At 55.9% G+C, this 23,526-nt stretch carries 16 protein-coding genes; 7 read left to right on the forward strand and 9 right to left on the reverse strand.

The features are described 5' to 3' along the window. The first annotated feature begins 350 nt into the window (after positions 1-350). From pdhR to acnB, 5 genes are all read left to right on the forward strand, one after another. Positions 351-1,115 (forward strand): pyruvate dehydrogenase complex transcriptional repressor PdhR, encoded by a 765-nt coding sequence (pdhR, locus tag ABU178_RS04300; RefSeq protein WP_397212314.1) that lies wholly within the window; start codon positions 351-353, stop codon positions 1,113-1,115. 122 nt (positions 1,116-1,237) lie between these two features. After that, positions 1,238-3,901 (forward strand): pyruvate dehydrogenase (acetyl-transferring), homodimeric type, encoded by a 2,664-nt coding sequence (gene aceE, locus ABU178_RS04305; RefSeq protein WP_397212317.1) that lies wholly within the window; start codon positions 1,238-1,240, stop codon positions 3,899-3,901. Positions 3,902-3,915: 14 nt separating this feature from the next. Further along, on the forward strand, positions 3,916-5,805 hold the full coding sequence (aceF, locus tag ABU178_RS04310; protein ID WP_397212319.1) for a pyruvate dehydrogenase complex dihydrolipoyllysine-residue acetyltransferase: 1,890 nt from the start codon (positions 3,916-3,918) through the stop codon (positions 5,803-5,805). A 201-nt stretch (positions 5,806-6,006) separates the two neighbouring features. Further along, on the forward strand, positions 6,007-7,431 hold the full coding sequence (gene lpdA, locus ABU178_RS04315; protein WP_397212321.1) for a dihydrolipoyl dehydrogenase: 1,425 nt from the start codon (positions 6,007-6,009) through the stop codon (positions 7,429-7,431). Between the two features lie 963 nt (positions 7,432-8,394). Further along, entirely contained in the window at positions 8,395-10,992 is a 2,598-nt protein-coding gene (acnB, locus tag ABU178_RS04320; protein ID WP_397212324.1) for a bifunctional aconitate hydratase 2/2-methylisocitrate dehydratase, read from the forward strand. A 56-nt stretch (positions 10,993-11,048) separates the two neighbouring features. Here the strand turns inward: acnB and ABU178_RS04325 are convergent, their stop codons facing one another. From ABU178_RS04325 to ABU178_RS04365, 9 genes are all read right to left on the reverse strand, one after another. Next, positions 11,049-12,353, reverse strand: coding sequence for an MmgE/PrpD family protein (locus ABU178_RS04325; RefSeq protein WP_397212326.1), 1,305 nt, complete (start codon positions 12,351-12,353; stop codon positions 11,049-11,051). Next, complete coding sequence (locus ABU178_RS04330; protein ID WP_397212327.1) at positions 12,350-13,276, reverse strand: serine hydrolase domain-containing protein; 927 nt, start codon at positions 13,274-13,276, stop codon at positions 12,350-12,352. The genes ABU178_RS04325 and ABU178_RS04330 overlap by 4 nt, the downstream gene beginning before the upstream one ends. 9 nt (positions 13,277-13,285) lie before the next feature. Continuing rightward, positions 13,286-14,044 (reverse strand): ABC transporter ATP-binding protein, encoded by a 759-nt coding sequence (locus tag ABU178_RS04335; RefSeq protein WP_397212329.1) that lies wholly within the window; start codon positions 14,042-14,044, stop codon positions 13,286-13,288. Next, the gene (locus ABU178_RS04340; protein WP_397212330.1) at positions 14,041-14,907 is read right to left on the reverse strand and encodes an ABC transporter ATP-binding protein; all 867 of its coding nucleotides are present in this window, start codon (positions 14,905-14,907) and stop codon (positions 14,041-14,043) included. Before ABU178_RS04340 ends, ABU178_RS04335 begins: the two co-directional genes overlap by 4 nt. Continuing rightward, entirely contained in the window at positions 14,900-15,835 is a 936-nt protein-coding gene (locus ABU178_RS04345) for an ABC transporter permease (RefSeq protein WP_397212332.1), read from the reverse strand. The genes ABU178_RS04340 and ABU178_RS04345 overlap by 8 nt, the downstream gene beginning before the upstream one ends. Then, positions 15,832-16,902 carry an ABC transporter permease gene (locus ABU178_RS04350; RefSeq protein WP_397212334.1) on the reverse strand — a complete coding sequence of 357 codons (1,071 nt, stop codon included), beginning with the start codon at positions 16,900-16,902 and terminating at the stop codon, positions 15,832-15,834. The genes ABU178_RS04345 and ABU178_RS04350 overlap by 4 nt, the downstream gene beginning before the upstream one ends. Positions 16,903-16,913: 11 nt before the next feature. Next, positions 16,914-18,506, reverse strand: coding sequence for an ABC transporter substrate-binding protein (locus ABU178_RS04355; RefSeq protein WP_397212335.1), 1,593 nt, complete (start codon positions 18,504-18,506; stop codon positions 16,914-16,916). Positions 18,507-18,526: 20 nt separating this feature from the next. Beyond that, complete coding sequence (locus ABU178_RS04360) at positions 18,527-19,954, reverse strand: M20 family metallopeptidase (RefSeq protein ID WP_397212337.1); 1,428 nt, start codon at positions 19,952-19,954, stop codon at positions 18,527-18,529. Positions 19,955-20,155: 201 nt separating this feature from the next. Then, positions 20,156-21,070 (reverse strand): LysR family transcriptional regulator, encoded by a 915-nt coding sequence (locus tag ABU178_RS04365; RefSeq protein WP_397212339.1) that lies wholly within the window; start codon positions 21,068-21,070, stop codon positions 20,156-20,158. A gap of 466 nt (positions 21,071-21,536) precedes the next feature. Here ABU178_RS04365 and gbpA point away from each other — a divergent pair, with 466 nt between their 5' ends. After that, entirely contained in the window at positions 21,537-22,979 is a 1,443-nt protein-coding gene (gene gbpA, locus ABU178_RS04370) for an N-acetylglucosamine-binding protein GbpA (RefSeq protein ID WP_397212340.1), read from the forward strand. Between the two features lie 172 nt (positions 22,980-23,151). Further along, complete coding sequence (gene yacL / locus ABU178_RS04375; RefSeq protein WP_397212342.1) at positions 23,152-23,514, forward strand: protein YacL; 363 nt, start codon at positions 23,152-23,154, stop codon at positions 23,512-23,514. Positions 23,515-23,526 lie beyond the last annotated feature (12 nt).

Here is a 23,526-nt window from a genome sequence, read left to right on the forward strand (position 1 = left end):
GCTTTTTGTGCTAAGAGATGGCCGAAAAAGCAGCATTGCTCTGATTTTTGCTCTTTTTTTCCTGCTGCTATAAATAAAGAAGAAACACGAATAGTTTTCTCTTATGGCGGTAATGATCGGCAATCTAACTCTGTGTAAGTTTTGGTAAAAATGCCGCAGCATAAACCGCCCCGCTAAAGTGACTTTTTTGTTTTTTTCCCACAGGCTTATCGCTGTTACAACTTTTTAACTTCTTTTATTGTGACGGCGCTCATATAGACACCGCGTGAATACTTTGTTACTTTACCGGCACCTTTTTGCAATTGGTATTACCAATTTACTCCGGACGATTGGCATAATAAGAAGGGAAGATGGCTTATACTAAGATTCGCCAACCCAAACTCTCTGACGCCATCGAGCAACAGCTCGAATCCCTGATCATGGAAGGGACGCTGCGTCCGGGAGAAAAGCTGCTCCCTGAGCGCGAACTCGCCAAACAATTCGATGTCTCACGTCCTTCATTACGCGAAGCGATCCAACGTCTGGAAGCCAAAGGGTTGTTGCTGCGCCGTCAGGGCGGCGGCACCTTCGTGCAAAACAACCTTTGGCGAAGCCTCAGCGACCCGCTGGTGGATCTGCTTGCCGAACACCCGGAGTCTCAGTTCGACCTGTTAGAAACCCGTCATGCTCTTGAAGGCATTGCGGCCTATTATGCTGCCCTGCGCGGCACGGAAGAGGACCTGCAACGCATACGCGACTGCCATTTGCAGATCCAGCAGGCGCAGGAAAGCGGCGATCTCGACGCCGAAGCGGACGCAGTAATGCAGTATCAGATCGCTGTCACAGAAGCGGCCCATAATGTTGTGCTTTTGCATTTGCTCCGTTCCATGGGCCCTATGCTGGAACAAAACGTTCGCCAGAATTTTGAATTGCTCTACTCCCGCCGGGAAATGCTGGCGAAAGTGAGCGGTCACCGCGCCAGAATTTTCGAGGCGATTGTTGCTCGTGAGCCGGAACAAGCGCGCGAAGCATCACACCGCCATCTGGCGTTCATAGAGGAAATCTTGCTGGACAGAAGTCGGGAGCAGAGCCGGCGTGAACGCTCCCTGCGTCGTTTACAGCAACGTAAGGAATAACGCGCGGCAACGAACGTGCGGATAAAACGACGGGCCTGTCTCCTTGTGCTTTTCAGAAAAGAGTACAGGGAGACAGGCTCCAGACAATTCAACGTATTAGACACAGATAAGGAATACCCCCCATGTCAGAACGTTTACATAATGACGTGGATCCGATCGAAACTCGTGACTGGCTACAGGCGATCGAATCGGTCATCCGTGAAGAAGGTGTTGAGCGCGCGCAGTATCTGATCGATCAGGTTCTGGGTGCTGCCCGCAAAGGCGGCGTGAAAGTAGCTGCAGGTTCCACCCTCAGCAACTATATCAACTCTATTGCCGTTGAAGATGAACCGGACTATCCGGGGAATACGACTCTGGAGCGCCGTATCCGTTCCGCTATCCGCTGGAACGCGATCATGACCGTTCTGCGTGGTTCGAAAAAGGATCTGGAGCTGGGCGGACATATGTCCTCTTTCCAGTCCTCCGCAACCATTTACGAAGTGTGCTTTAACCATTTCTTCCGTGCGCGCAGTGAAAAAGATGGCGGCGACCTGGTCTATTTCCAGGGCCATATTTCGCCCGGCGTCTATGCGCGCGCCTTCCTGGAAGGGCGTCTGACCGAAGAGCAGATGAACAACTTCCGTCAGGAAGTGGATGGTAAAGGTCTCTCTTCCTATCCGCACCCGAAACTGATGCCGGAATTCTGGCAGTTCCCGACCGTCTCTATGGGTCTTGGCCCGCTGTCGGCGATCTATCAGGCCAAATTCCTGAAGTACCTTGAGCATCGTGGACTGAAAGATACTTCCGGTCAGACCGTTTACGCTTTCCTTGGCGATGGCGAGATGGATGAGCCGGAATCCAAAGGCGCCATCACCATTGCGACGCGCGAGAAGCTGGACAACCTGGTGTTTATCATCAACTGTAACCTGCAGCGTCTCGACGGCCCGGTCACCGGCAACGGCAAAATCATTAACGAACTGGCAGGCATCTTTGGTGGCGCCGGTTGGGAAGTGATCAAAGTGATTTGGGGCAGTCGCTGGGATGAACTGCTGCGTAAAGATACCAGCGGCAAGCTGATCCAGCTGATGAACGAAACCGTCGACGGTGACTATCAGACCTTTAAATCCCGCGACGGCGCGTACGTGCGCGAGCACTTCTTCGGTAAATATCCGGAAACCGCCGAGCTGGTTAAAGATATGACCGACGAGGAGATCTGGGCGCTGAACCGTGGCGGTCACGATCCGAAGAAAATCTATGCGGCGCTGAAAAAAGCGCAGGATACCAAAGGCAAGCCGATCGTTATCCTGGCGCATACCATTAAAGGCTATGGTATGGGCGACACCGCCGAAGGCAAAAACATCGCGCACCAGGTGAAGAAGATGAACACGGATGGCATTCGCTATATCCGCGACCGCTTCAACGTGCCGGTAGCGGATGAGCAGCTGGAAAGCCTGCCGCTCGTCACCTTCGAAAAAGGTTCCGAAGAGCACAGCTACCTGCACGCGCAGCGTGAAAAGCTGGGTGGCTATCTGCCGAGCCGTCAGCCGCAGTTCAGCGAGAAGCTGGAGCTGCCGAACCTGGAAGATTTCAGCGGCCTGCTGGAAGAGCAGAGCAAAGAGATCTCCACCACCATCGCCTTTGTGCGTGCGCTGAACGTGATGCTGAAGAACAAGTCGATCAAAGATCGTCTGGTGCCGATCATCGCGGACGAAGCCCGTACTTTCGGTATGGAAGGCCTGTTCCGTCAGATCGGTATCTACAGCCCGAACGGCCAGCAGTACACCCCGCAGGACCGTGAGCAGGTGGCGTACTATAAAGAAGATGAGAAAGGCCAGATTCTGCAGGAAGGGATCAACGAGCTGGGCGCAGGCGCATCCTGGCTGGCTGCGGCGACCTCTTACAGCACCAACAACCTGCCGATGATTCCATTCTACATCTACTATTCCATGTTCGGCTTCCAGCGCATCGGTGATCTGCTGTGGGCGGCGGGCGACCAGCAGGCGCGCGGCTTCCTCGTAGGCGGCACCTCAGGTCGTACTACCCTGAACGGCGAAGGTCTGCAGCACGAAGATGGTCACAGCCACATTCAGTCGCTGACCATTCCTAACTGCATCTCCTACGATCCGGCCTATGCGTACGAAGTGGCGGTCATCATGCATGACGGTCTGGCGCGTATGTATGGCGAAGCGCAGGAAAATATCTATTACTACATCACTACGCTGAACGAAAACTACCATATGCCAGCGATGCCGGAAGGCGCGGCAGAGGGTATCCGTAAGGGTATCTACAAGCTGGAAACGGTGGAAGGCAGCAAAGGTAAAGTGCAGCTGCTCGGCTCTGGTTCTATCCTGCGTCACGTACGTGATGCGGCGCAGATCCTGGCGAAAGATTACGGCATCGGTTCTGACGTCTACAGCGTGACCTCATTCACCGAACTGGCGCGTGACGGCCAGGATTGCGAGCGCTGGAACATGCTGCATCCGACCGAAGAAGCACGCGTGCCTTACATCGCTCAGGTGATGAACGACGCGCCTGCCGTCGCCTCAACGGATTACATGAAACTGTTTGCTGAACAGGTTCGTAGCTACATTCCGGCCAGCGATTATCGCGTACTGGGCACTGACGGTTTCGGCCGCTCTGACAGCCGCGAAAATCTGCGTCACCACTTCGAAGTGGACGCGGCTTATGTTGTGGTTGCGGCACTGGGCGAACTGGCTAAACGTGGCGAAGTCGACAAGAAAGTGGTGGCCGATGCGATCGCCAAATTCAACATCGATGCAGATAAAGTTAACCCGCGTCTGGCATAAGAGGTAAATGAGTAATGGCTATCGAAATTAAGGTACCGGATATCGGGTCAGATGAAGTTGAAGTGACCGAGATCCTGGTGAAGGTGGGCGACAAGGTAGAAGCTGAGCAGTCGCTGATCACCGTGGAAGGCGATAAAGCCTCTATGGAAGTGCCGTCGCCTCAGGCCGGCGTGGTAAAAGAGATCAAAATCTCAACCGGCGACAAAGTGGAAACCGGCTCGCTGATCATGATTTTTGAAGCGGAAGGTGCGGCACAGGCTGCGCCAGCTCCGGCCGCAGCGGAAGAGAAGAAAGAGGCTGCTCCGGCCGCCGCGACGCAGAGCAAAGACGTAAACGTGCCGGATATCGGCGGCGACGAAGTGGAAGTCACCGAGATTCTGGTGAAGGTGGGCGATAAGGTTGCCGCTGAGCAGTCGCTGATTACTGTGGAAGGCGATAAAGCTTCGATGGAAGTCCCGGCGCCTTTCGCCGGCACCGTGAAAGAGATCAAGATCGCTACCGGCGATAAAGTGAGCACCGGCTCGCTGATCATGATCTTTGACGCGGAAGGTGCAGCGCCGTCTGCCGCGCCTAAGCCGGAAGTGAAAGAAGAAGCCGCCACGGCGCCTGCCGCGGCCGCTGGCGCGAAAGATGTTGAAGTGCCAGACATCGGCGGCGACGAAGTGGAAGTGACCGAAGTGATGGTGAAGGTTGGCGATAAAGTCGCGGCTGAACAGTCACTGATCACCGTAGAAGGCGACAAGGCTTCTATGGAGGTCCCGGCACCATTCGCGGGCACCGTAAAAGAGATCAAAGTTGCTACCGGCGACAAGGTGAAAACCGGCTCTCTGATCATGGTATTCGAAGTGGAAGGCGCTGCGCCTGCCGCGGCCCCGGCTGCGAAGCAAGACGCAGCGGCTGCCCCGGCGAAAGCCGAGCAGAAAGCGGCTCCGGCAGCGGCGAAAGCTGACGCGAAGAGCGACTTCGCCGAAAACGACGCCTATGTCCACGCTACGCCGGTTATCCGTCGTCTGGCGCGCGAGTTTGGCGTGAATCTGGCGAAAGTCAAAGGCACCGGACGCAAAGGCCGTATCCTGAAAGAAGACGTTCAGGCATACGTGAAAGAGGCGGTGAAACGCGCTGAAGCCGCACCGGCTGCCGCTGCGACCGGCGGTGGTCTGCCAGGCATGCTGCCGTGGCCGAAAGTCGACTTCAGCAAGTTTGGTGAAATCGAAGAAGTCGAGCTGGGCCGTATCCAGAAAATCTCAGGCGCCAACCTGAGCCGTAACTGGGTGGTGATCCCGCACGTTACCCACTTCGACAAAACTGATATCACCGATCTGGAAGCGTTCCGTAAGCAGCAGAACGCGGAAGCGGAAAAGCGTAAGCTGGATGTGAAATACACCCCGGTGGTGTTTATCATGAAAGCGGTCGCGGCTGCGCTGGAGCAGATGCCGCGCTTCAACAGTTCGCTGTCTGAAGATGCGCAGAAACTGACGTTGAAAAAATATATCAACATCGGTGTGGCGGTCGATACGCCAAATGGTCTGGTGGTTCCGGTGTTTAAAGACGTGAACAAAAAAGGCATCACCGAACTTTCTCGCGAGCTGATGGCGACCTCGAAAAAAGCGCGTGACGGCAAGCTGACCGCAAGCGACATGCAGGGCGGATGCTTCACCATCTCCAGCCTGGGCGGCCTGGGCACCACGCACTTCGCGCCGATTGTTAACGCGCCGGAAGTGGCGATCCTCGGCGTCTCCAAATCGGCGATGGAGCCGGTGTGGAACGGTAAAGAGTTTGTGCCGCGTCTGATGATGCCAATCTCGCTTTCTTTCGATCACCGCGTGATCGACGGTGCTGATGGTGCGCGCTTCATCACCATCATCGGCAACATGTTGTCAGATATTCGTCGTCTGGTGATGTGAAAGTAATCAAGGCCGGCAAATGCCGGCCTTGTTGTCGCCGTTCGTGACACTGCTGTTTGCAGTCTGTTAACATTTCTGTAAACTCTTGCGGTGAACGCGTCCCGGTGGATGAAGGGCGTTGCTAATAATTGATTTACTCGTCGCCTGCGGCGGCAAGTAATAAAGACGTCTGACCCGCCGGAAATCAATTAAGAGGTCATGATGAGTACAGAGATTAAAACTCAGGTCGTAGTACTTGGGGCAGGTCCTGCAGGCTACTCTGCAGCCTTTCGTTGCGCTGATTTAGGTCTGGAGACCGTGATTGTCGAGCGTTACAGCACCCTTGGCGGTGTTTGTCTGAACGTTGGCTGTATCCCTTCTAAAGCATTGCTGCACGTTGCGAAAGTGATCGAAGAGGCGAAAGCCCTTGAAGAGCACGGTATCGTTTTCGGTCAGCCCTCTACCGATATTGACAAGGTTCGCACCTGGAAAGAGAAAGTCATTAACCAGCTGACCGGTGGTCTGGCGGGTATGGCGAAAGGGCGTAAAGTCAAAGTGGTTACCGGCCTGGGTAAATTTACCGGCGCCAATACCCTGGTGGTGGAAGGTGAGGGTGGCGCAACCACCATCAATTTCGATAACGCCATCATCGCAGCCGGCTCCCGTCCGATTCAGCTGCCGTTTATTCCGCATGAAGATCCGCGCGTATGGGATTCCACCGCCGCGCTGGAGCTGAAAGAAGTGCCGAAACGCATGCTGGTGATGGGCGGCGGTATTATCGGTCTGGAGATGGGTACCGTTTACCATGCGCTGGGTTCAGAGATTGATGTGGTCGAAATGTTCGATCAGGTCATCCCGGCCGCTGATAAAGATGTGGTGAAGGTGTTCACCAAACGCATCAGCAAGAAGTTCAACCTGATGCTGGAAACCAAGGTCACCGCCGTAGAAGCGAAAGAAGACGGTATCTACGTTTCTATGGAAGGCAAAAAAGCCCCAGCCGAAGCGCAGCGTTATGACGCGGTGCTGGTCGCGATCGGTCGCGTACCGAACGGGAAAGGTCTGGATGCAGGCAAAGCGGGCGTGGAAGTTGACGATCGTGGCTTTATCCGCGTTGACAAGCAGATGCGCACCAACGTGCCGCACATCTATGCGATTGGCGACATCGTCGGGCAGCCGATGCTGGCGCACAAAGGCGTGCATGAAGGCCACGTAGCGGCAGAAGTGATCGCCGGTAAAAAACATTACTTCGATCCGAAAGTGATCCCGTCTATCGCCTACACCGAGCCGGAAGTGGCATGGGTGGGTCTCACCGAGAAAGAAGCGAAAGAAAAAGGCATCAGCTACGAAACTGCCACCTTCCCGTGGGCAGCGTCTGGCCGTGCTATCGCTTCTGACTGCGCGGACGGCATGACCAAGCTGATTTTCGATAAAGAAAGCAATCGTATTATCGGCGGCGCGATTGTCGGCACCAACGGCGGCGAGCTGCTGGGTGAAATTGGTCTGGCGATCGAAATGGGTTGTGATGCCGAAGATATCGCGCTGACCATCCATGCTCACCCGACGCTGCACGAGTCTGTGGGTCTGGCGGCAGAGATCTTTGAAGGTAGCATCACCGATCTGCCGAACGCGAAAGCGAAAAAGAAGTAATTCTTTAGCGTGTTAATTAACGGCCCCGCATCGGGCCGTTTTTTTTTGCTTATTTTGTTAGTGGAACGTTTTAATAAACTAAGTAAGGCGATGTGTTAAATCTCATATCAATTAATTAAAAAAGGGCGCCCGAGGCCGACACATCACAACATCAGGAAGGGCGGGATATTGCTATCCCGCCAATGTTTTACTGTCTGGATTCGTAGGCCATGACAGCGGAAATTTCAGCGATGATCATTTTAAACCGAAATTCGCAAAGGCGGTTTCGGCTCGGTAGAATTATTGTAAATAAAATAATTCCACTGATAATGATTATATAAAATTTCAACTTCATGGTAACTTCTCCTTGTCTTTTAACGAGCAAGAAGCTACCCTGACATTGTTCAGGTGTCGGGTAGCCCCCCGCTCTGGTTTAAGTAATTAAATCGAGCGGGGCTTTCTTCTTTCAGCTTCCCGATACACGCCTGAAGCTGAAAGCCTCAAGCGCCCAAATAGAGTCTACGTATTTTTAATTTTATTTCACGCTTTAAATTCCAATATTTTTAATTTAACGGTTTCTTATTAATTTTTTAATTAAAACGTTTAACGCGTTTGTATAATGTTATTTCCTTAGTTGGGTTTTATTTTTTACGGCTTTTAAAACCCCAAATTAAATAGCAGTCACGCTATTACTGTGTAAAAGAAGCTGTGCCTGCGCAATAAGCATAACTAAAAGCAAGCTAAATTCCCTGTCAGCAAACAAAAGGTAATGGCGCGGGCTACGACCTGCCGCCCGAATGCGGGGAGCTGCCCCCTCTGCACATCGCGATCATGTTGCTTTTTTGTAAACAGATTAACAAACGCACGAAATTCTGCTATGCTGCCCCCCGCAAACCGGACACCATGGCCCTACACAGGATGCCGATCTCCAGGACATCAACGAGGTGGCCGGAAAGCCTATACAATGAGAGCGAGGAGAACGTCGTGCTAGAAGAATACCGTAAGCACGTTGCCGAGCGTGCAGCCCTGGGAATTGTTCCTAAACCATTAGATGCATCCCAGATGGCCGCGCTGGTTGAACTGCTGAAAAACCCGCCAGCGGGTGAAGAAGAATTCCTGACTGACCTGTTAGTTAATCGTGTTCCACCGGGCGTCGACGAAGCGGCCTATGTTAAAGCCGGTTTCCTGGCGGCAATCGCCAAAGGCGAAACGACCTCTCCTCTGGTAACCCCCGAAAAAGCCATTGAACTGCTGGGCACCATGCAAGGCGGTTATAATATTCATCCGCTGATTGATGCTCTCGACGATGCCCGACTGGCGCCCATCGCCGCTAAAGCGCTCTCCCACACGCTGCTGATGTTCGACAGCTTCTACGATGTGGAAGAAAAAGCGAAAGCAGGCAATGCGCATGCGCAGCAGGTGATGCAATCCTGGGCTGACGCCGAGTGGTATCTGGCGCGTCCGGAACTGGCTGAGAAGATCACCGTCACCGTGTTCAAAGTCACCGGTGAAACCAATACCGACGATCTTTCTCCGGCGCCGGATGCCTGGTCACGTCCCGATATTCCCCTGCACGCGCTGGCCATGTTGAAAAACGCCCGCGAAGGCATCGAGCCGGATGAGCCGGGCAACGTGGGTCCGATCAAGCAGATCGAAGCGTTGCAGGCCAAAGGTTTCCCTCTGGCTTATGTTGGCGACGTGGTAGGTACCGGTTCTTCCCGTAAATCCGCCACCAACTCGGTGCTGTGGTTTATGGGCGACGACATCCCGAACGTGCCGAACAAAAAAGGCGGCGGCGTGGTGCTGGGCGGTAAAATCGCGCCAATCTTCTTTAACACCATGGAAGATGCGGGCGCGCTGCCGATCGAAGTGGATGTGAACAACCTGAATATGGGCGATGTCATCGACATCTATCCGTTTAAAGGCGAAGTGCGCAATCACGAAAGCGGCGAAGTGCTGGCCACTTTCGAACTGAAAACCGACGTCCTGATCGACGAAGTGCGCGCCGGTGGCCGTATTCCGCTGATCATCGGTCGTGGCCTGACCACCAAAGCGCGCGAAGCGCTCGGCCTGCCGCACAGTGACGTGTTCCGCCAGGCGAAAGACGTGGCGGAAAGCGCGCGCGGCTTCTCGCTGGCGCAGAAAATGGTCGGTCGCGCCTGTGGCGTTGACGGTATTCGTCCGGGCCAGTATTGCGAACCGAAAATGACCTCGGTCGGCTCACAGGATACTACCGGTCCGATGACCCGTGACGAGCTGAAAGATTTGGCGTGCCTCGGTTTTTCTGCCGATCTGGTGATGCAGAGCTTCTGCCACACCGCCGCCTATCCGAAGCCGGTTGACGTTACCACGCACCACACGCTGCCGGACTTTATCATGAACCGTGGCGGCGTCTCGCTGCGTCCGGGCGACGGCGTAATTCACTCCTGGCTGAACCGTATGCTGCTGCCGGATACCGTTGGCACCGGCGGTGACTCGCACACCCGTTTCCCGATCGGCATCTCTTTCCCGGCCGGCTCCGGTCTGGTAGCTTTTGCCGCCGCAACCGGCGTTATGCCGCTGGATATGCCGGAATCGGTGCTGGTGCGCTTTAAAGGCAACATGCAGCCGGGCATCACCCTGCGCGATCTGGTTCACGCCATCCCGCTCTATGCCATCAAACAAGGCCTGCTGACCGTTGAGAAGAAGGGCAAGAAAAACATCTTCTCTGGCCGCATCCTTGAGATTGAAGGTCTGCCGGATCTGAAAGTTGAGCAGGCGTTTGAGCTGACCGATGCGTCAGCTGAGCGTTCCGCTGCCGGTTGTACCATTAAGCTGGATCAGGCGCCGATCATCGAATACCTCAGCTCTAACATCGTGCTGCTGAAGTGGATGATTGCGGAAGGCTATGGCGATCGCCGTACGCTGGAGCGTCGTATCCAGGGCATGGAAAAATGGCTGGCGGATCCGCAGCTGATGGAAGCGGATGCGGATGCGGAATACGCTGCCGTAATCGAAATCGATCTGGCTGAGATCAACGAGCCGATTCTCTGCGCGCCGAACGATCCGGACGATGCGCGCCTGCTCTCTGACGTGCAGAACGAGAAGATCGATGAGGTGTTTATCGGTTCCTGTATGACCAACATCGGTCACTTCCGTGCTGCCGGTAAGCTGCTCGACAGCCATAAAGGCCAGCTGCCGACCCGCCTGTGGGTTGCGCCGCCGACCAAAATGGACGCCGCGCAGCTGACGGAAGAGGGCTACTACAGCGTCTTCGGCAAGAGCGGTGCGCGTATTGAGATCCCTGGCTGCTCGCTCTGCATGGGCAACCAGGCGCGCGTTGCCGATGGCGCGACTGTGGTATCGACCTCAACGCGTAACTTCCCGAACCGTCTGGGCACTGGCGCGAACGTCTATCTGGCCTCAGCAGAGCTGGCGGCGGTCTCTTCTCTGCTGGGCAGACTGCCCACGCCAGATGAGTATCAGCAATTTATGGCGCAGGTGGATAAGACCGCGGCCGACACCTACCGTTACCTCAACTTTGACCAGTTGAATCAGTACACGGAAAAAGCGGACGGCGTGATTTTCCAGACTGCGGTATAACGCATCAGTCACAAAGCAAAGGGGCGATATTTCGCCCTTTTTTTATTGCGCTGTTTTTACATTAACAAAGTGCGTAGAAAAGACAGATTCTCTGCTTTATCAATTTGCTCCAGCTGTAGCCAGAGATTATCCCGATCGGCCAGCTGGCGACAACAGTCGTTAAATTTCTCTCTGCGCTCTGCGGCTGAAAATGGCTCGTCCAGCGTGCCTTTAGCGCGCAGTCGCTGGTGGCGCAGCGTACGTCCGTCTTTCAACGTCAGGGTAACGATATGTGGCCGATCCGCCTGTTCTGCCTCTTCTTCAGCACTCCAGTGCGTCATGCTCACGCGCGCCAGCCGATGTGGATCCGCCTGCTGCGCCCGGCGCGGCGTAAAGTCTTCTACGCTCAACGCTCCTTTTTCTAACATCACGTTAACGCAGTAGTTCATGGAGAAGCGCGCCTGCATCTCATCTTCCGGCTGGTTGTAGGCCAAATTGCGCCAGTTGGAGATACCTACTTTGCACGCGACCCGCTCAACGTCATCATCATGAAAGTGGTGCTTCGCCTGTAAATCAGCAATGGCATCCAGCACGCGATGCGTTGAGCCGCAGCAGGGATGCTTTTTCGGCATCACGCCCACGCTCTCAATAATATGAAGCGGGTCAGTGAGCCAGCTTGTCATCTTCTCCGGCGTGAAGTGTGCCCCGGCAAACAGTTGGTAGAACCCCTGTTCCCGCTCCAGGATATCGAGGCGTCCGGTCATGCCAGTCATCGCCAGCTGCGCCGCCTCGACCGCATTGCGGGCCGCCATACCGGCATGGAAAGGCTTTAGCGGCGTACCAAACTGTCCCTTTACGCCGCTGGCAAGGCTGACGGCAATACTCAGGGTGCGCGCGATACCGGCAGCGTCCATGCCTTTCAGCCAGGCAACGCCTGCCGCCGTACCGATGCAGCCCACGGTCGAGGTACCGTGCCAGCCCGCAGTATAGTGGGCATGGCTGACCATATCGCCTGTAAAAGCCTGCGCCTGTAACCCTATCAGATAGGCTTCCAGCAGACGCCGCCCTGAAAGCTGCTCTTCCAGCGCTACCGCCAGCAGGGCGGGGACCAATACCGCCGAGGCGTGGCTCATGCCTGGCGCAAAATTATCATCATAATCGATAGCGTGGGCGGCAGTACCGTTCAGCAGGGCAGCCACGGCGGCAGACGGCTCACCCTGATGTTGCCAGGCCTGCTGCACCGCCCGACTGGAAAAGTCTTCCCGACCGGCATACAAGCAGGCCAGGGTATCGATAATGGCGTCGCGTCCGAGCTGTAAAGCGCGCGCGCTGAAGCGGTGCGGCTGTACGCACCAGGCGGCAATGGTTTCTGTCACGGTCACAGAGCACCTCCGGAAGAGCAGGCATCCAGCAAGCGCTGTAAAAGTTGTCCGATGGCGAAGCGGTTAACTTCCCGCCCCGGTTGGTCGGTATCGACACGGTGCGCGATCACCATCTGCATATTGGGTATCACCAGGCAAAAGTGGCCGCCTGCGCCACGTGCGGAATAGCTTCCGGCAGGCAGCAGAACATCAGGCCAGGCGACTCCGTCGCGCGTTACCCACCACATATAGCCATAGGCGCCGCGCTCCCCGGCATGGGAGATAGCGGAAGTGCTGGTTTGAACCCAACGGGCAGGCAGAATCTGTTGCTCGCGCCAGCGCCCCTGCTGCAAAAAAAGTTGGCCGAAGCGCGCCAGATCCCGGTTGGAAAGCCGGAAGGGCCAGGCAGGATGGCGTGAAAATTCTCCCGGCTCCATCCAGCCGTCTCGATCGCAGTCAAAATCCTCCATGCCGAGAGGCTGCGCGATGCGGCGATAAAAAGCCTGATGGATATTTTCGCCGGTAAGCTGGAGCCAGAGCGTGCCCAGGGCGTTGAAATCCCAGTTGCTGTAGCACCAGTTAACGCCAGGAGCATAGTGATGACGGGGCGGTTTGATACGCCGCATCCAGGGCGTTTCATAGTTGGCCGGATGGTAGATGCCGGATCGGGCGGTCAGCAGATCGTAAATAGTGGCCTGTTTCTCTGTTTCTGTGAGCGGATCAAGGTCATCGATCTCAAGCTGGTTGAGCGTAAGCGAGAGATCGATTTTTCCTTCCGCCACGGCCTGTCCTGTTAGCGCGCTGAGAAAGCTTTTACGCATCGAGTGACACTGAAAGCGATGCTGGTTATCGCCATATTCATACAATACCTTGCCATGTTGCAGGATCAGCAGGGCATCGCTGTTATTCTTCTCAAGCCAGGCGTGCAGGTGCGTGAACTCCATTTTTCCTCCTCAGGCTTCACTGGCCGCCAGAAACCGGCGGGTATAATCTTCGCGCACGTCACCGCGACGCAGTGCGTCGGCACTCATCTCTTCCAGCAGGCTGCCCTGATGCATGATTGCGACGCGCTGACAGAGGTGGGTTACTACCGCCAGATCGTGTGTCACCATCAACCAGGTGAGCTGACGCTGTTTGCGCAGGCTCGCCAGCAGGTTAAGCACTTCCGCCTGCACGGAGACGTCCAGCGCCGAGGTGGGTTCGTCCAGAAGCAGCACCGAAGGCTCCACGATCAGCGCGCGGGCAATGGCGACGCGCTGGCGCTGGCCGCCGGAAAGCTGATGCGGATAGCGGTAGCGGAAGGCGTCGCTGAGCCCTACCGCATGCAGTGCCTCGCTGATGCGTTCCTGATGACGATCCATACCCTGCAACTGCAGCGGTTCACGCAGGGCGTTCCAGACCATTTTGCGCGGATGCAGCGAGGCGTAGGGATCCTGAAACACCATCTGCACCTTGCGGTAAAAGGCTTTATCGCGCTGCGGCTGCACCTCTTTGTTATCAAACAGAATGGCGCCCTGAAAATCGCTGTTCAGCCCGGCGAGGGCGCGCAGGATGGTGGATTTGCCGCAGCCGGACTCACCAATCAGCCCGTAGCTTTCACCGGCTGCCAGAGTAAAACTGACGTTGTTTACCACCTGACGCCGCTGGCGGCCCTGACCAAAGGCGATATTTAAATCAACGGTTTCGACCCGTCGTTGCTGTGTCGGGATCATAGCGCTACTCCGTTGCGGTAAGTCGGTCCGTGCAGCCAGGCGCTGTCGCGCGTCGGCACGCTGAGGGTTTCTACCGGATGGCGCAGACGCGGCTGGCTGGCCAGCAGCGCCTGTGTATAGGGATGACGCGCCTGGTGCAGGTCGCGCGCTGAAATCTCCTCGACGATGCGCCCGGCGTACATGACCAGCACGCGATCGCAGAAGCGCGAAACCAGATTAATATCATGCGTAATAAACAGCAGGCCGGTGTTGCGCCGCGCCAGCAGCTCATCAAGGATGCTCAGCACCTGCTGGCGCACGGTAACGTCAAGGGCAGAAGTCGGCTCGTCAGCAATAATCAGATCCGGTTCCGGGATCAGCATCATGGCAATCATCACACGTTGTCCCATGCCGCCGGAGATCTCATGGGGATAGAGCCGGAACACGTTATCCACGTCGCGGATATGTACCGACTCCAGCATCATGCGCGCCCGATTACGCGCCTCGGTTTTACTTACCCGACTGTGCAGGCGATAGGCCTCTATAATCTGATCGCCAATACGCATCAGCGGATTCAGAGAAAATTTCGGGTCCTGCAAAATCATCGAAATACGGTTACCGCGCACGCGCCGCATCGCTTTTTCGCTACTGTTCAGCAGATCGATATCGCCAAATTGCATCTTGTCCGCGCTGATGCGTCCCGCTTTGGGCGTCAGCTTCAGCAGCGCGCGACAGGTTTGCGACTTGCCGGAGCCTGATTCGCCGACAATGGCCAGCTTTTCCCGCCCCACGCAAAAGCTGACGTCGCGCACCGCATGATGGTCCTGATGTGCTCCTTTAAAAACGATATTCAGGTTTTCCACTTCGAGTAAGGTTTTATTCATGGCGCAGATCCATCACATCACGCAGGCCATCGCCCAACAGGTTAAAAGCCAGACTGGTAAACAGGATCGCTAAACCGGGGATGGCCGCAATCCAGCCGTTGTTCAGCATAAATTCCCGGCCGGAGGCGAGCATGGCGCCCCATTCCGGACTGGGCGCCTGAGCGCCAAGGCCGAGAAAACCCAGCCCGGCGGCGGTCAGGATAATCGCCGCCATGTTCAGGGTGACGCGCACCACCACCGAAGGCAGGCACATCGGAATCACATGACGCAGGATAATGTGCCACGAGGAGGCACCCTGCAGGCGCACCGCCGCGATATAGTCCATTTTGCGGATGGAGAGCGTCTCCGCACGGGCGAGGCGGGCAATCGGCGGCCAGGAAGAGAGCGAGATAGCGATAATCGCATTCTCAATGCCGGGACCGAGCGCGGCGACAAAAGCCAGCGCCAAAATCAGACTGGGGAAGGCGAGAAAAATATCCACCAGGCGCATCAGCACCGTATCCACCCAGCCGCCAAGATAGCCTGCGCTGGTGCCGATCAGTAGCCCCAGCGGCGTGATAATCAGCGCCGTCAGGCCCGCGATGTAAAGAGTGATGCGCGCGCCATAAAGCAGACGGCTGTAGATATCGCGTCCCAACTCATCGGTGCCGAGCCAGTGCGTCTGGCTGGGGGGGTGAAGCCGCGCGGTGAGATCCTGCGCGAAGATATCCTGGTTCGCCAGCCAGGGGGCGAAGAGCGCCGCCGTGATAATCACCAGCAATACCAGCAGGCCAAACAGCGCCGAGTGGTTGGCGCAAAAACGTCGCCATTGCAGCCAGAACTGCTGCACCTGCGCCTGAAAAGGCGAGCGCGGCGCGGGATCGCTCAGCCAGGCGCGCAGCGTGCCGTGCGCAGCGTGCGGGATCGTTTTGTTAAGGGAGCGGGTCATTTCATCTCCTGCCGCGTGCGCGGATCGAACAGGTGATAGAGCAAATCGCAGAGCAGATTGATCGCCACGAAAATGGCCCCGGTCAGCAGGGTGCAACCCACTACGGCGTTCATGTCGCCCGCCAGCAGCGCATTGGTGAGATAGCGGCCAAAGCCAGGCCAGGCAAAAACGGTTTCGGTGAGCACCGCGCCTTCCAGCAGCCAGGCCCAGGAGAGTGCTACCACGGTGAGCGTCGGTACCGCAACGTTGCGCAGGGCGTGCACCCAGACGCAGCGCGCCCATGACAGCCCCTTTACCCGCGCCGTGATGATGTACTCCTGCGACAGCTGCTCAAGCATAAAGCTGCGCGTCATCCGGCTGATGTAAGCCAGCGAACTCAGCCCCAGGATCGAGGCGGGCAGAATGATATGACTGAAAACATTTTTAAATACCCCCCAGTTGCCGCTCAACGCGCTGTCGATCAGCCAGAAGCCCGTCACCGGTTGCAGATCGAACTCATACATAAAATCGATCCTGCCGGGACCGCCGATCCAGCCGAGAGTGGCATAGAAGAGCAGCAGACCCATCAGGCCGAGCCAGAAGTGCGGCGTGGAGTAGCTGAGCAACCCCAGCGCGCGGATCAGATGATCGAACCAGGAGTTGCGATACATGGCGGAAAGCACTCCTGCGGGAATGCCGAGGCCGACCCCGATAATGGCGGCCACGGTGGCCAGCTCAAGGGTGGCCGGGAAGACGCGAGCGATATCCTGCGCCACCGGATGGCTGGTGGTCAACGCCACGCCGAAATCAAGATGAGCCAGCTGCCACACGTAATCGAGAAACTGTTTCCACAGCGGTTGATCCAGCCCCAGCTGGTGAAACATCTTCTCATAAGCCTCCTGGCTGGCGTTATCCCCGATAATCGCCACCACCGGATCGATCGGCAGCAGGCGGCCTATAAAAAAGGTCAACGCCGCCAGCCCCAGCAGAGTGCAGAAAATAGAGAGGATCCCTTTACCGATGCGTTTGACGAGACGCCAGCATGGTGAAGGGGATGAACTCAACGTAGTCGAACAGACGTGTGACATGCCGGCCTCCGTTATTTACTGGCTGCACCGTACCAGACGCGGAAACCATTCCAGGTCCAGTTCTTCACTGTCGGGCTAATGCCGGCGGTGTTATACATCTGGAACATGATGGCCATTGGCCCTTTCTGCATCACTTCGTGTTGCAGATCGGCATACAGAGCGATACGTTTGCTGTCGTCCGGCTCCAGCAGGGCGGCCTCGACTTTTTTGTTCATCTCCGGATCGTAATAAGCAGCGCGCCAGCTGGGATATTGCGTGGCGCGCGCCTCTTTACGGTTGTCAGGATTGAACACCAGGCGCGAGGCGTTGCCATAGGCATCGGGCACCGAGGTTTGCCATGCCATCATAGCGCTCTGAAATTCACGTCCGCGGGCGCGGCTGAAAAGCTGGGCGTTTGCCATGCGCTCGAGGTTGAGCTTGACGCCGATCTTCGCCGCATTTTGCTGCACGCTCTGAGCAATCGGCGCCGAGTGGGGCAGGGTGCCGAAAATCACCGAGGCGCTAAAGCCGTTGGGGTAGCCCGCCTCGTTCAGCAGCTGCTTCGCTTTTGCCAGATCGAGCTTAAACGGCTGGCCCGCCTGTTCATCCAGCGCGCCGAAAGCGCCAATCTGCACAAAGCTGGCTCGGGGAACGCCCAGATAAGGCATGACGCTTTTCGCCAGCCCGTCATAATCGATCAGGTAGCGCATTGCCAGCCGCACCTTTTCGTTTTTGAAAATCGGATCTTCATTATTGAAGGTCCAGAAGAAGAGCTGCGGCTTCAGGGTTTTTTCCACCTTCACCTTGCCGCCTTCATCCAGGGTTTTCAGATCGTCGGCAGAAAGATCGCGCGCGATATCTACATCCCCCTGAATCAGCAACAGACGCTGCGTGCCGGTTTCCGCTACGTGGCGGATCAGGATACGTTTCAGTTTTGGCTGCTCGCCCCAGTAGTTGGGCGTCGCCTGCAACACCACCCCTTCGCCGGCATTCCAGCGCATCAGCTGATAAGGACCGACGCAGGCGGTATGGGTAGAGAGGTATTTATGTCCCAGATCGCCATTCACTGCCTCTTTCTCCACGATCTTGCGGTTCAGCAGCGAAGAGACGTTATTGGCGGCAATCGCCTGCAATACCAGATTGGTTGGATAGGCTTTGTCAAAGCTCATCACCAGGGTTTTGTCATCGGGCGCGGTGATGCGTTGGTCAACGTTCTCTTTATCAAACCCGTACTCTTTGATATTGGCCGCATTGCCGTAACCCAGCTTCACAACGCGCTGCATCGACCAGGCGAGATCGCCTGCGGTCGCCGCAGAGCCGTCAGCAAACTTAAGGTTATCTTGCAAATGAAAAGTGATGGTTTTGCGATCCGCTGAAACCTCCCAGCTTTTCGCCAGGTCCGGCGTAACCTTTTTTTCATCGGCAACGGCAAAATCTGCCAGGGTGTCACAGGTATTGGAATAGATCTCGCTGGTTACCACTTCGCCAATTTGCGCCGGATCCCAGGTGCTGATGGCGTCAATGTTCCATGCCATGACCAGGGAATCAGGGGGCGTGGCGGCCAGACCTGCCGCGCTGTAAGAACTCACTAAAATCAGTGCGGCAGTAAGTTTCGTGAATTTCATTGAATTCTCCATTACGGACATCACAGATTTTCAGGACGTGGCTGAACAGGCGGCTTAACGTCAGTGGGAATAGGGCAGTGATAGGGGGTATCTCTGACCTGCTCGTAATGGGCTTTCTTGACCTGCGCCAGCAGCACCTTATCGGTCAGCACGTCGATGGCGGTCCCGACCATGACTTTCGCCACATGAGCTAACCCTTTATGCGCGGCCGGCATTTTTCCCTGCGCCGTTAGCTGCCAGGAGTGTCCCGGCGTGCCGATCGCCATGGTCGGGATGTGCGCCTGTACGGTCGGGATCACCCAGCTGACGTCGCCAACGTCGGTGGAGCCAATCATCACTTCGCCGTGGGTATCCAGCGGGATGATATAGTCGCTAAGCGGTTTCGGGCTGGCGGGTTTGATGCCGGTTTTACGATAGCAGTTATCAATTTCTTCCGGCGTCAGGGTCGCCTGGATGTCGGCGGCGAAGGCGTGATCGGCCTCGTCGAAGGGCACCGGTCCCAGCGCTTCCAGATTGCGCTGCATCGCCTCTTCCAGCGGACGGTTCCCCAGTAAGTTCGACACGGCGCTCATGATGCTGATCTCAACTTTGGTCTCTGTCATCATCGCCGCGCCCTGAGCGACGCGTTTTACCCGTTCATTCAGCTCAAACATGGCATGCACATCACGGGCGCGAATGGCGTAGCGTACCGCCGCCTTCGCCTGTACCACGTTAGGGGCGATGCCGCCGGAATCGAGCATGGCATAGTGGATGCGGGAATCCTGCGGAACATGCTCGCGCAGATACTGCACGCCCACATTCATCAACTCGACGCCATCCAGCGCACTGCGGCCAAGATGCGGTGAGGCGGCCGCGTGGGAAGAGCGTCCGGTAAAAAAGAAATCCATACGGGTATTGGCCAGCGAAAGCGGCTTCGCCACCTCATGATGAGCACTGGGATGCCAGGTGATGGCAACATCGACGCCGTCAAACGCCCCAGCGCGGGCCATGAACGATTTTGCCGCACCGCCTTCTTCAGCCGGACAGCCGTAGTAGCGCACGCGCCCCGGCAGTCCGCTTTCCGCCAACCAGTTTTTCATGGCGGTGGCGGCCAGCATCGCGGCTGAACCGAGCAGGTTATGCCCGCAGCCATGGCCATTACCATTGCCGGGCAGCGGCGAATAGTGCGCCACGCCCGCCGCCTGGCTCAGGCCCGGCAGGGCGTCATATTCGCCCAGAAAAGCGATCACCGGGCCGCCTTTGCCCGCTTCGGCCATTACCGCCGTGGGGATATCAGCGACGTTTTCCGTTACCCGAAAGCCTTGCTGTTTCAGCATGGCGGTATGCTCAGCCACTGAACGATATTCGGTATAACAGATCTCCGGCATTCCCCAGACGCGATCGCTCAGATCGCAGAAGTCAGCTTTGCTTTCGTCGATTAATTTCCAGGCTAGCGCTTTGTTTTCCATGGCACCCTCAGATTGGCTCGTCAGAGAATAAGCAGACGCCCCGGCGTCTGTGTGCCACCAGAATGGCGGAAAAAAGCGCGGCAAGGCCAATGAGCAATTCACACCCCCCATTCCAAAATTGCATAGTTAGCCGCAGCCGCAGAGGAGCAACAGGCAGGGGGCATCGCGCGCAAAATTGCACGATATGCCAGCCAGAAAAGGTTAGGCCGCGTCAGCGGTTTCGTTCTGCTTCGCGCTGCGCCACAGGGTTTCCGCCTGCGGATTTTGCAGGACCGGCTGCCGGTAGAGCCGGATCGCCAGCAGCATATCCCAGCAGGGCGTTCCGGCGCGTACCAGCGCGCCGCTTTTGAGTTCCTCCCGGATCAGACTGAGCGGCAGCCAGGCCAGACCGCTGCCAGCCAGCGTCATCGCCTTGAGGTTAATCGACATGCCGTTTTCATAAATGGTTTCCAGCGGCAGCGGTTTCTCGTTCAGCAAGGGCGTCAGGGCATGGGCGAAAAAGGAGTGTTGACCGTAGCTCAGCCAGGGGATAGGCGAGCCGTCGGGCGATATGGGGTAAAGCGGCTTGCCATCGCTGTCCGGGCGGCAGACGGCGATGGCGCGCTCGTGGCCCAGCTCCATCATCGGATAAGGCGCAAGTTGATGGATCAGCGAGACGGAATCATGCGCATAGGTCAGCAGAAAATCGGTTTCGCCGCTGTGCAATAAAGAGATGTGCTCGACAAATGTCGGCTTTTGATGGCACAGGCGAATATAACCCAGCTGCTGATGCAGATTCAGGCGCTGGATCCAGTCCGGAAAAAAGGTCAGCGAAAGGGTATTCAGCATGGCGAAACGTAATACTGCGGTGCGCGAAGCATAGCGTTGGTGAAGATCGTTGCGCAGATGCGTCATGGAAAATACCGTTTCACTGGCGGTGGTGAGGAAGGTTTGCCCCTCCGGGGTCAGCGTGACCGGATAGGTTTTGCGGTCAAACAGCGGCACGCCAAGCCACTCCTCAAGCTGGCGGATGCGGCGGCTCAAGGCGGATTGCGTGATATGGCGCTCATCGGCGGCGCGGGTAAAGCTATAACAGCGTGCAACACTGAGAAAATCTTCAAACCATTTCAGTTCCATAGCGTTTGCCTCATTGGACGGAAAGGGAAAACAATGCCAGCGGACGGACACACTCTGTAACACGCAAGAATCGCGCCAGTCTCGGTTTTAGTCCTGATGAGCGACAATCATGCGCTCCGGGCGATGCAGCCCAACGGCGGGGCGAGAAAAATGCACTAAGTAAGTGCATCAGCTGCTGCACGATTCATCATGATGCCGCTGTATGCTGAGCGATATCTCTGCATTCAGAACGCATGTGCGAAAGACAAAGTCTTTTATTAAATGAATTAAAGGTTCTTTTAAAATAAAAACTTTAATTTACAGAATTATTTTTTGCCGATTATACCCTGCCAGCTTATTGCTTTGCTTTAACAGAATAAAGGTAAGTTGCCGTTACTATCCCATCATTTTTTATTCTTTCACTTGCTTAAAATACAACGCCTGAAAGGAAGGCTATTTATTAAAAAAACAACGCAGGATGTAGAAATTGAAATTTAAAAATATTGCACTGACAGTTTGTTTAACACTCATTTCTGGCGGCGCGCTGGCGCACGGCTATGTCGAAAAGCCGGAAAGCCGTGCTTATATGTGTAAGTTAAACAAACAGCAAAACTGCGGCAGCGCGCAGTGGGAGCCGCAAAGTATTGAGCAACTTAAAGGATTTCCCGCGCAGCCCAAGGTGGTTGATGGCCAATTAGCCAGTGCGGGCTTAGCAGGATTTGCGCCTCTTGATCGGCAAAGCGTTTCTGACTGGTTAAAAACGGATATCAAGCCGGGCCTCAATGAATTTACCTGGTATCACACAGCAAAACACGCCACAACAAAATGGCAGTATTTTATTACCAAACAGCACTGGGATGTAAATAAGCCGCTGACGCGTGACTCGCTGGAATTAACGCCGTTCTGCGAGGTTGATGGCAAAGGTCTGGCGCCGCAACCACGCGAGACGCATACCTGTAACGTACCTCAGCGTAGCGGTTATCAGGTTATTTATGCGGTATGGGAAATCGCAGATACGGCCAACAGCTTTTATCAGGTTATTGACGTTAATTTCCCGACAGAGGGCGGTGACGAAAATGGCCAGGTATCAGAGTGGAGTAAACAGCTTAACGGCGGAATTTATGGTCAGAATCTGAAAAAAGGCGATAAGGTTATTGCGCGCTTTATTGACAATAACGGTCAGGAAGTCAGCGCAATGCAGACCTCTCTGGAGATCGCCAGCGACGAGCAGGGCGCAATGCAATATTGGTCCCACGCTCTGGCAACGAAATTGAACGCCAACCATAACGATATTCGTGTGGGCGTAAAAGACCAGAACGGAGAAATTAACCCGACATACGGCGCCAATAATATTTATGTGCGTGCGAACAGCAATTTGCAGAGCATAGTGATTTCGTATGAAATAAGTCAACCCGGTGTGGAAGAGAGCATGACCCTGAGCGACGCGCAGGTCAGCGAAATCGTTGACGGCAAATCTGATGTCGGGCTGACGGCGAATGTGAGCGGCAACGTCACGCTGGAGATCAGCGTAAGCGATCATGCCGGCAGCAATAAAGGCTTTATGAAGAAAAGCCTCAGCACCGGCGAGCATTCTCTGAACCTGACGCTGGAAAATGTCCAGCCGGGACACCATATCCTGAGCTACGTTGCCAACAACCCGGCAGGAGAGCTTGTTGATCAAGGCACGCAGAATTTGCAGCTGACCTCTGCTGCTGGCGACGAGGATAACGGCGTGTATGACTTTCGCTTCCCTGATAATCTGAAGTCTTATAAAGCGGGTACGGTGGTTCTACAGCCGAAAGATGGCCGCACCTATGAGTGCAAGCCTTTCCCTTACAGCGGTTACTGCTCGCAGTGGAACGCCTCAGCGAACCACTACGAGCCGGGCGCAGGCAGTCACTGGCAGGATGCGTGGATCCTGAAAAAATAAACTTTTGCCGAGCGGCCCCGGATGGGCCGCTTTTTAGTTCCTGCCTGCTAATCCTCTGCCGCCAGGCGGCGAAATCCGCTGACTTTCTTAGGGCAGATTGCGATAATCCCACTCTGAAGACGTTCCGTTCGTCTGGCGGATAAAACAGGCGTGACAGTCAGAGGGCAGCACCATGGAGTATGAGTTTTTACGCGACCTTACCGGCCAGGTAAAGGTACGCATGTCGATGGATCACGAGGCGGTCGGCCACTGGTTTAACGACGAAGTGAACGAGAATCTGGCCCTGCTGGCGGAGGTGGAAGCGGCGGCGCAAAGCATCAAAGGCAGCCAGCGTCAATGGCAGCGCGTGGGCCGTGAGTATACGTTGTGGATGGATGACGAAGAGGTGATGATTCGCGCCAACCAGCTCGCCTTCGACAACGATGAACTGGAAGAGGGGATGAACTACTACGACGAAGAGAGCCTGGCTTTTTGCGGCGTGGAGGACTTTCTGGCGGTGATTGCCGCTTACCGGCAATTTTTACAGGGGCGATAAGCATCGCCCCGT

The organism is Pantoea osteomyelitidis (assembly GCF_044342975.1).
Taxonomy (GTDB): domain Bacteria; phylum Pseudomonadota; class Gammaproteobacteria; order Enterobacterales; family Enterobacteriaceae; genus Pantoea; species Pantoea osteomyelitidis.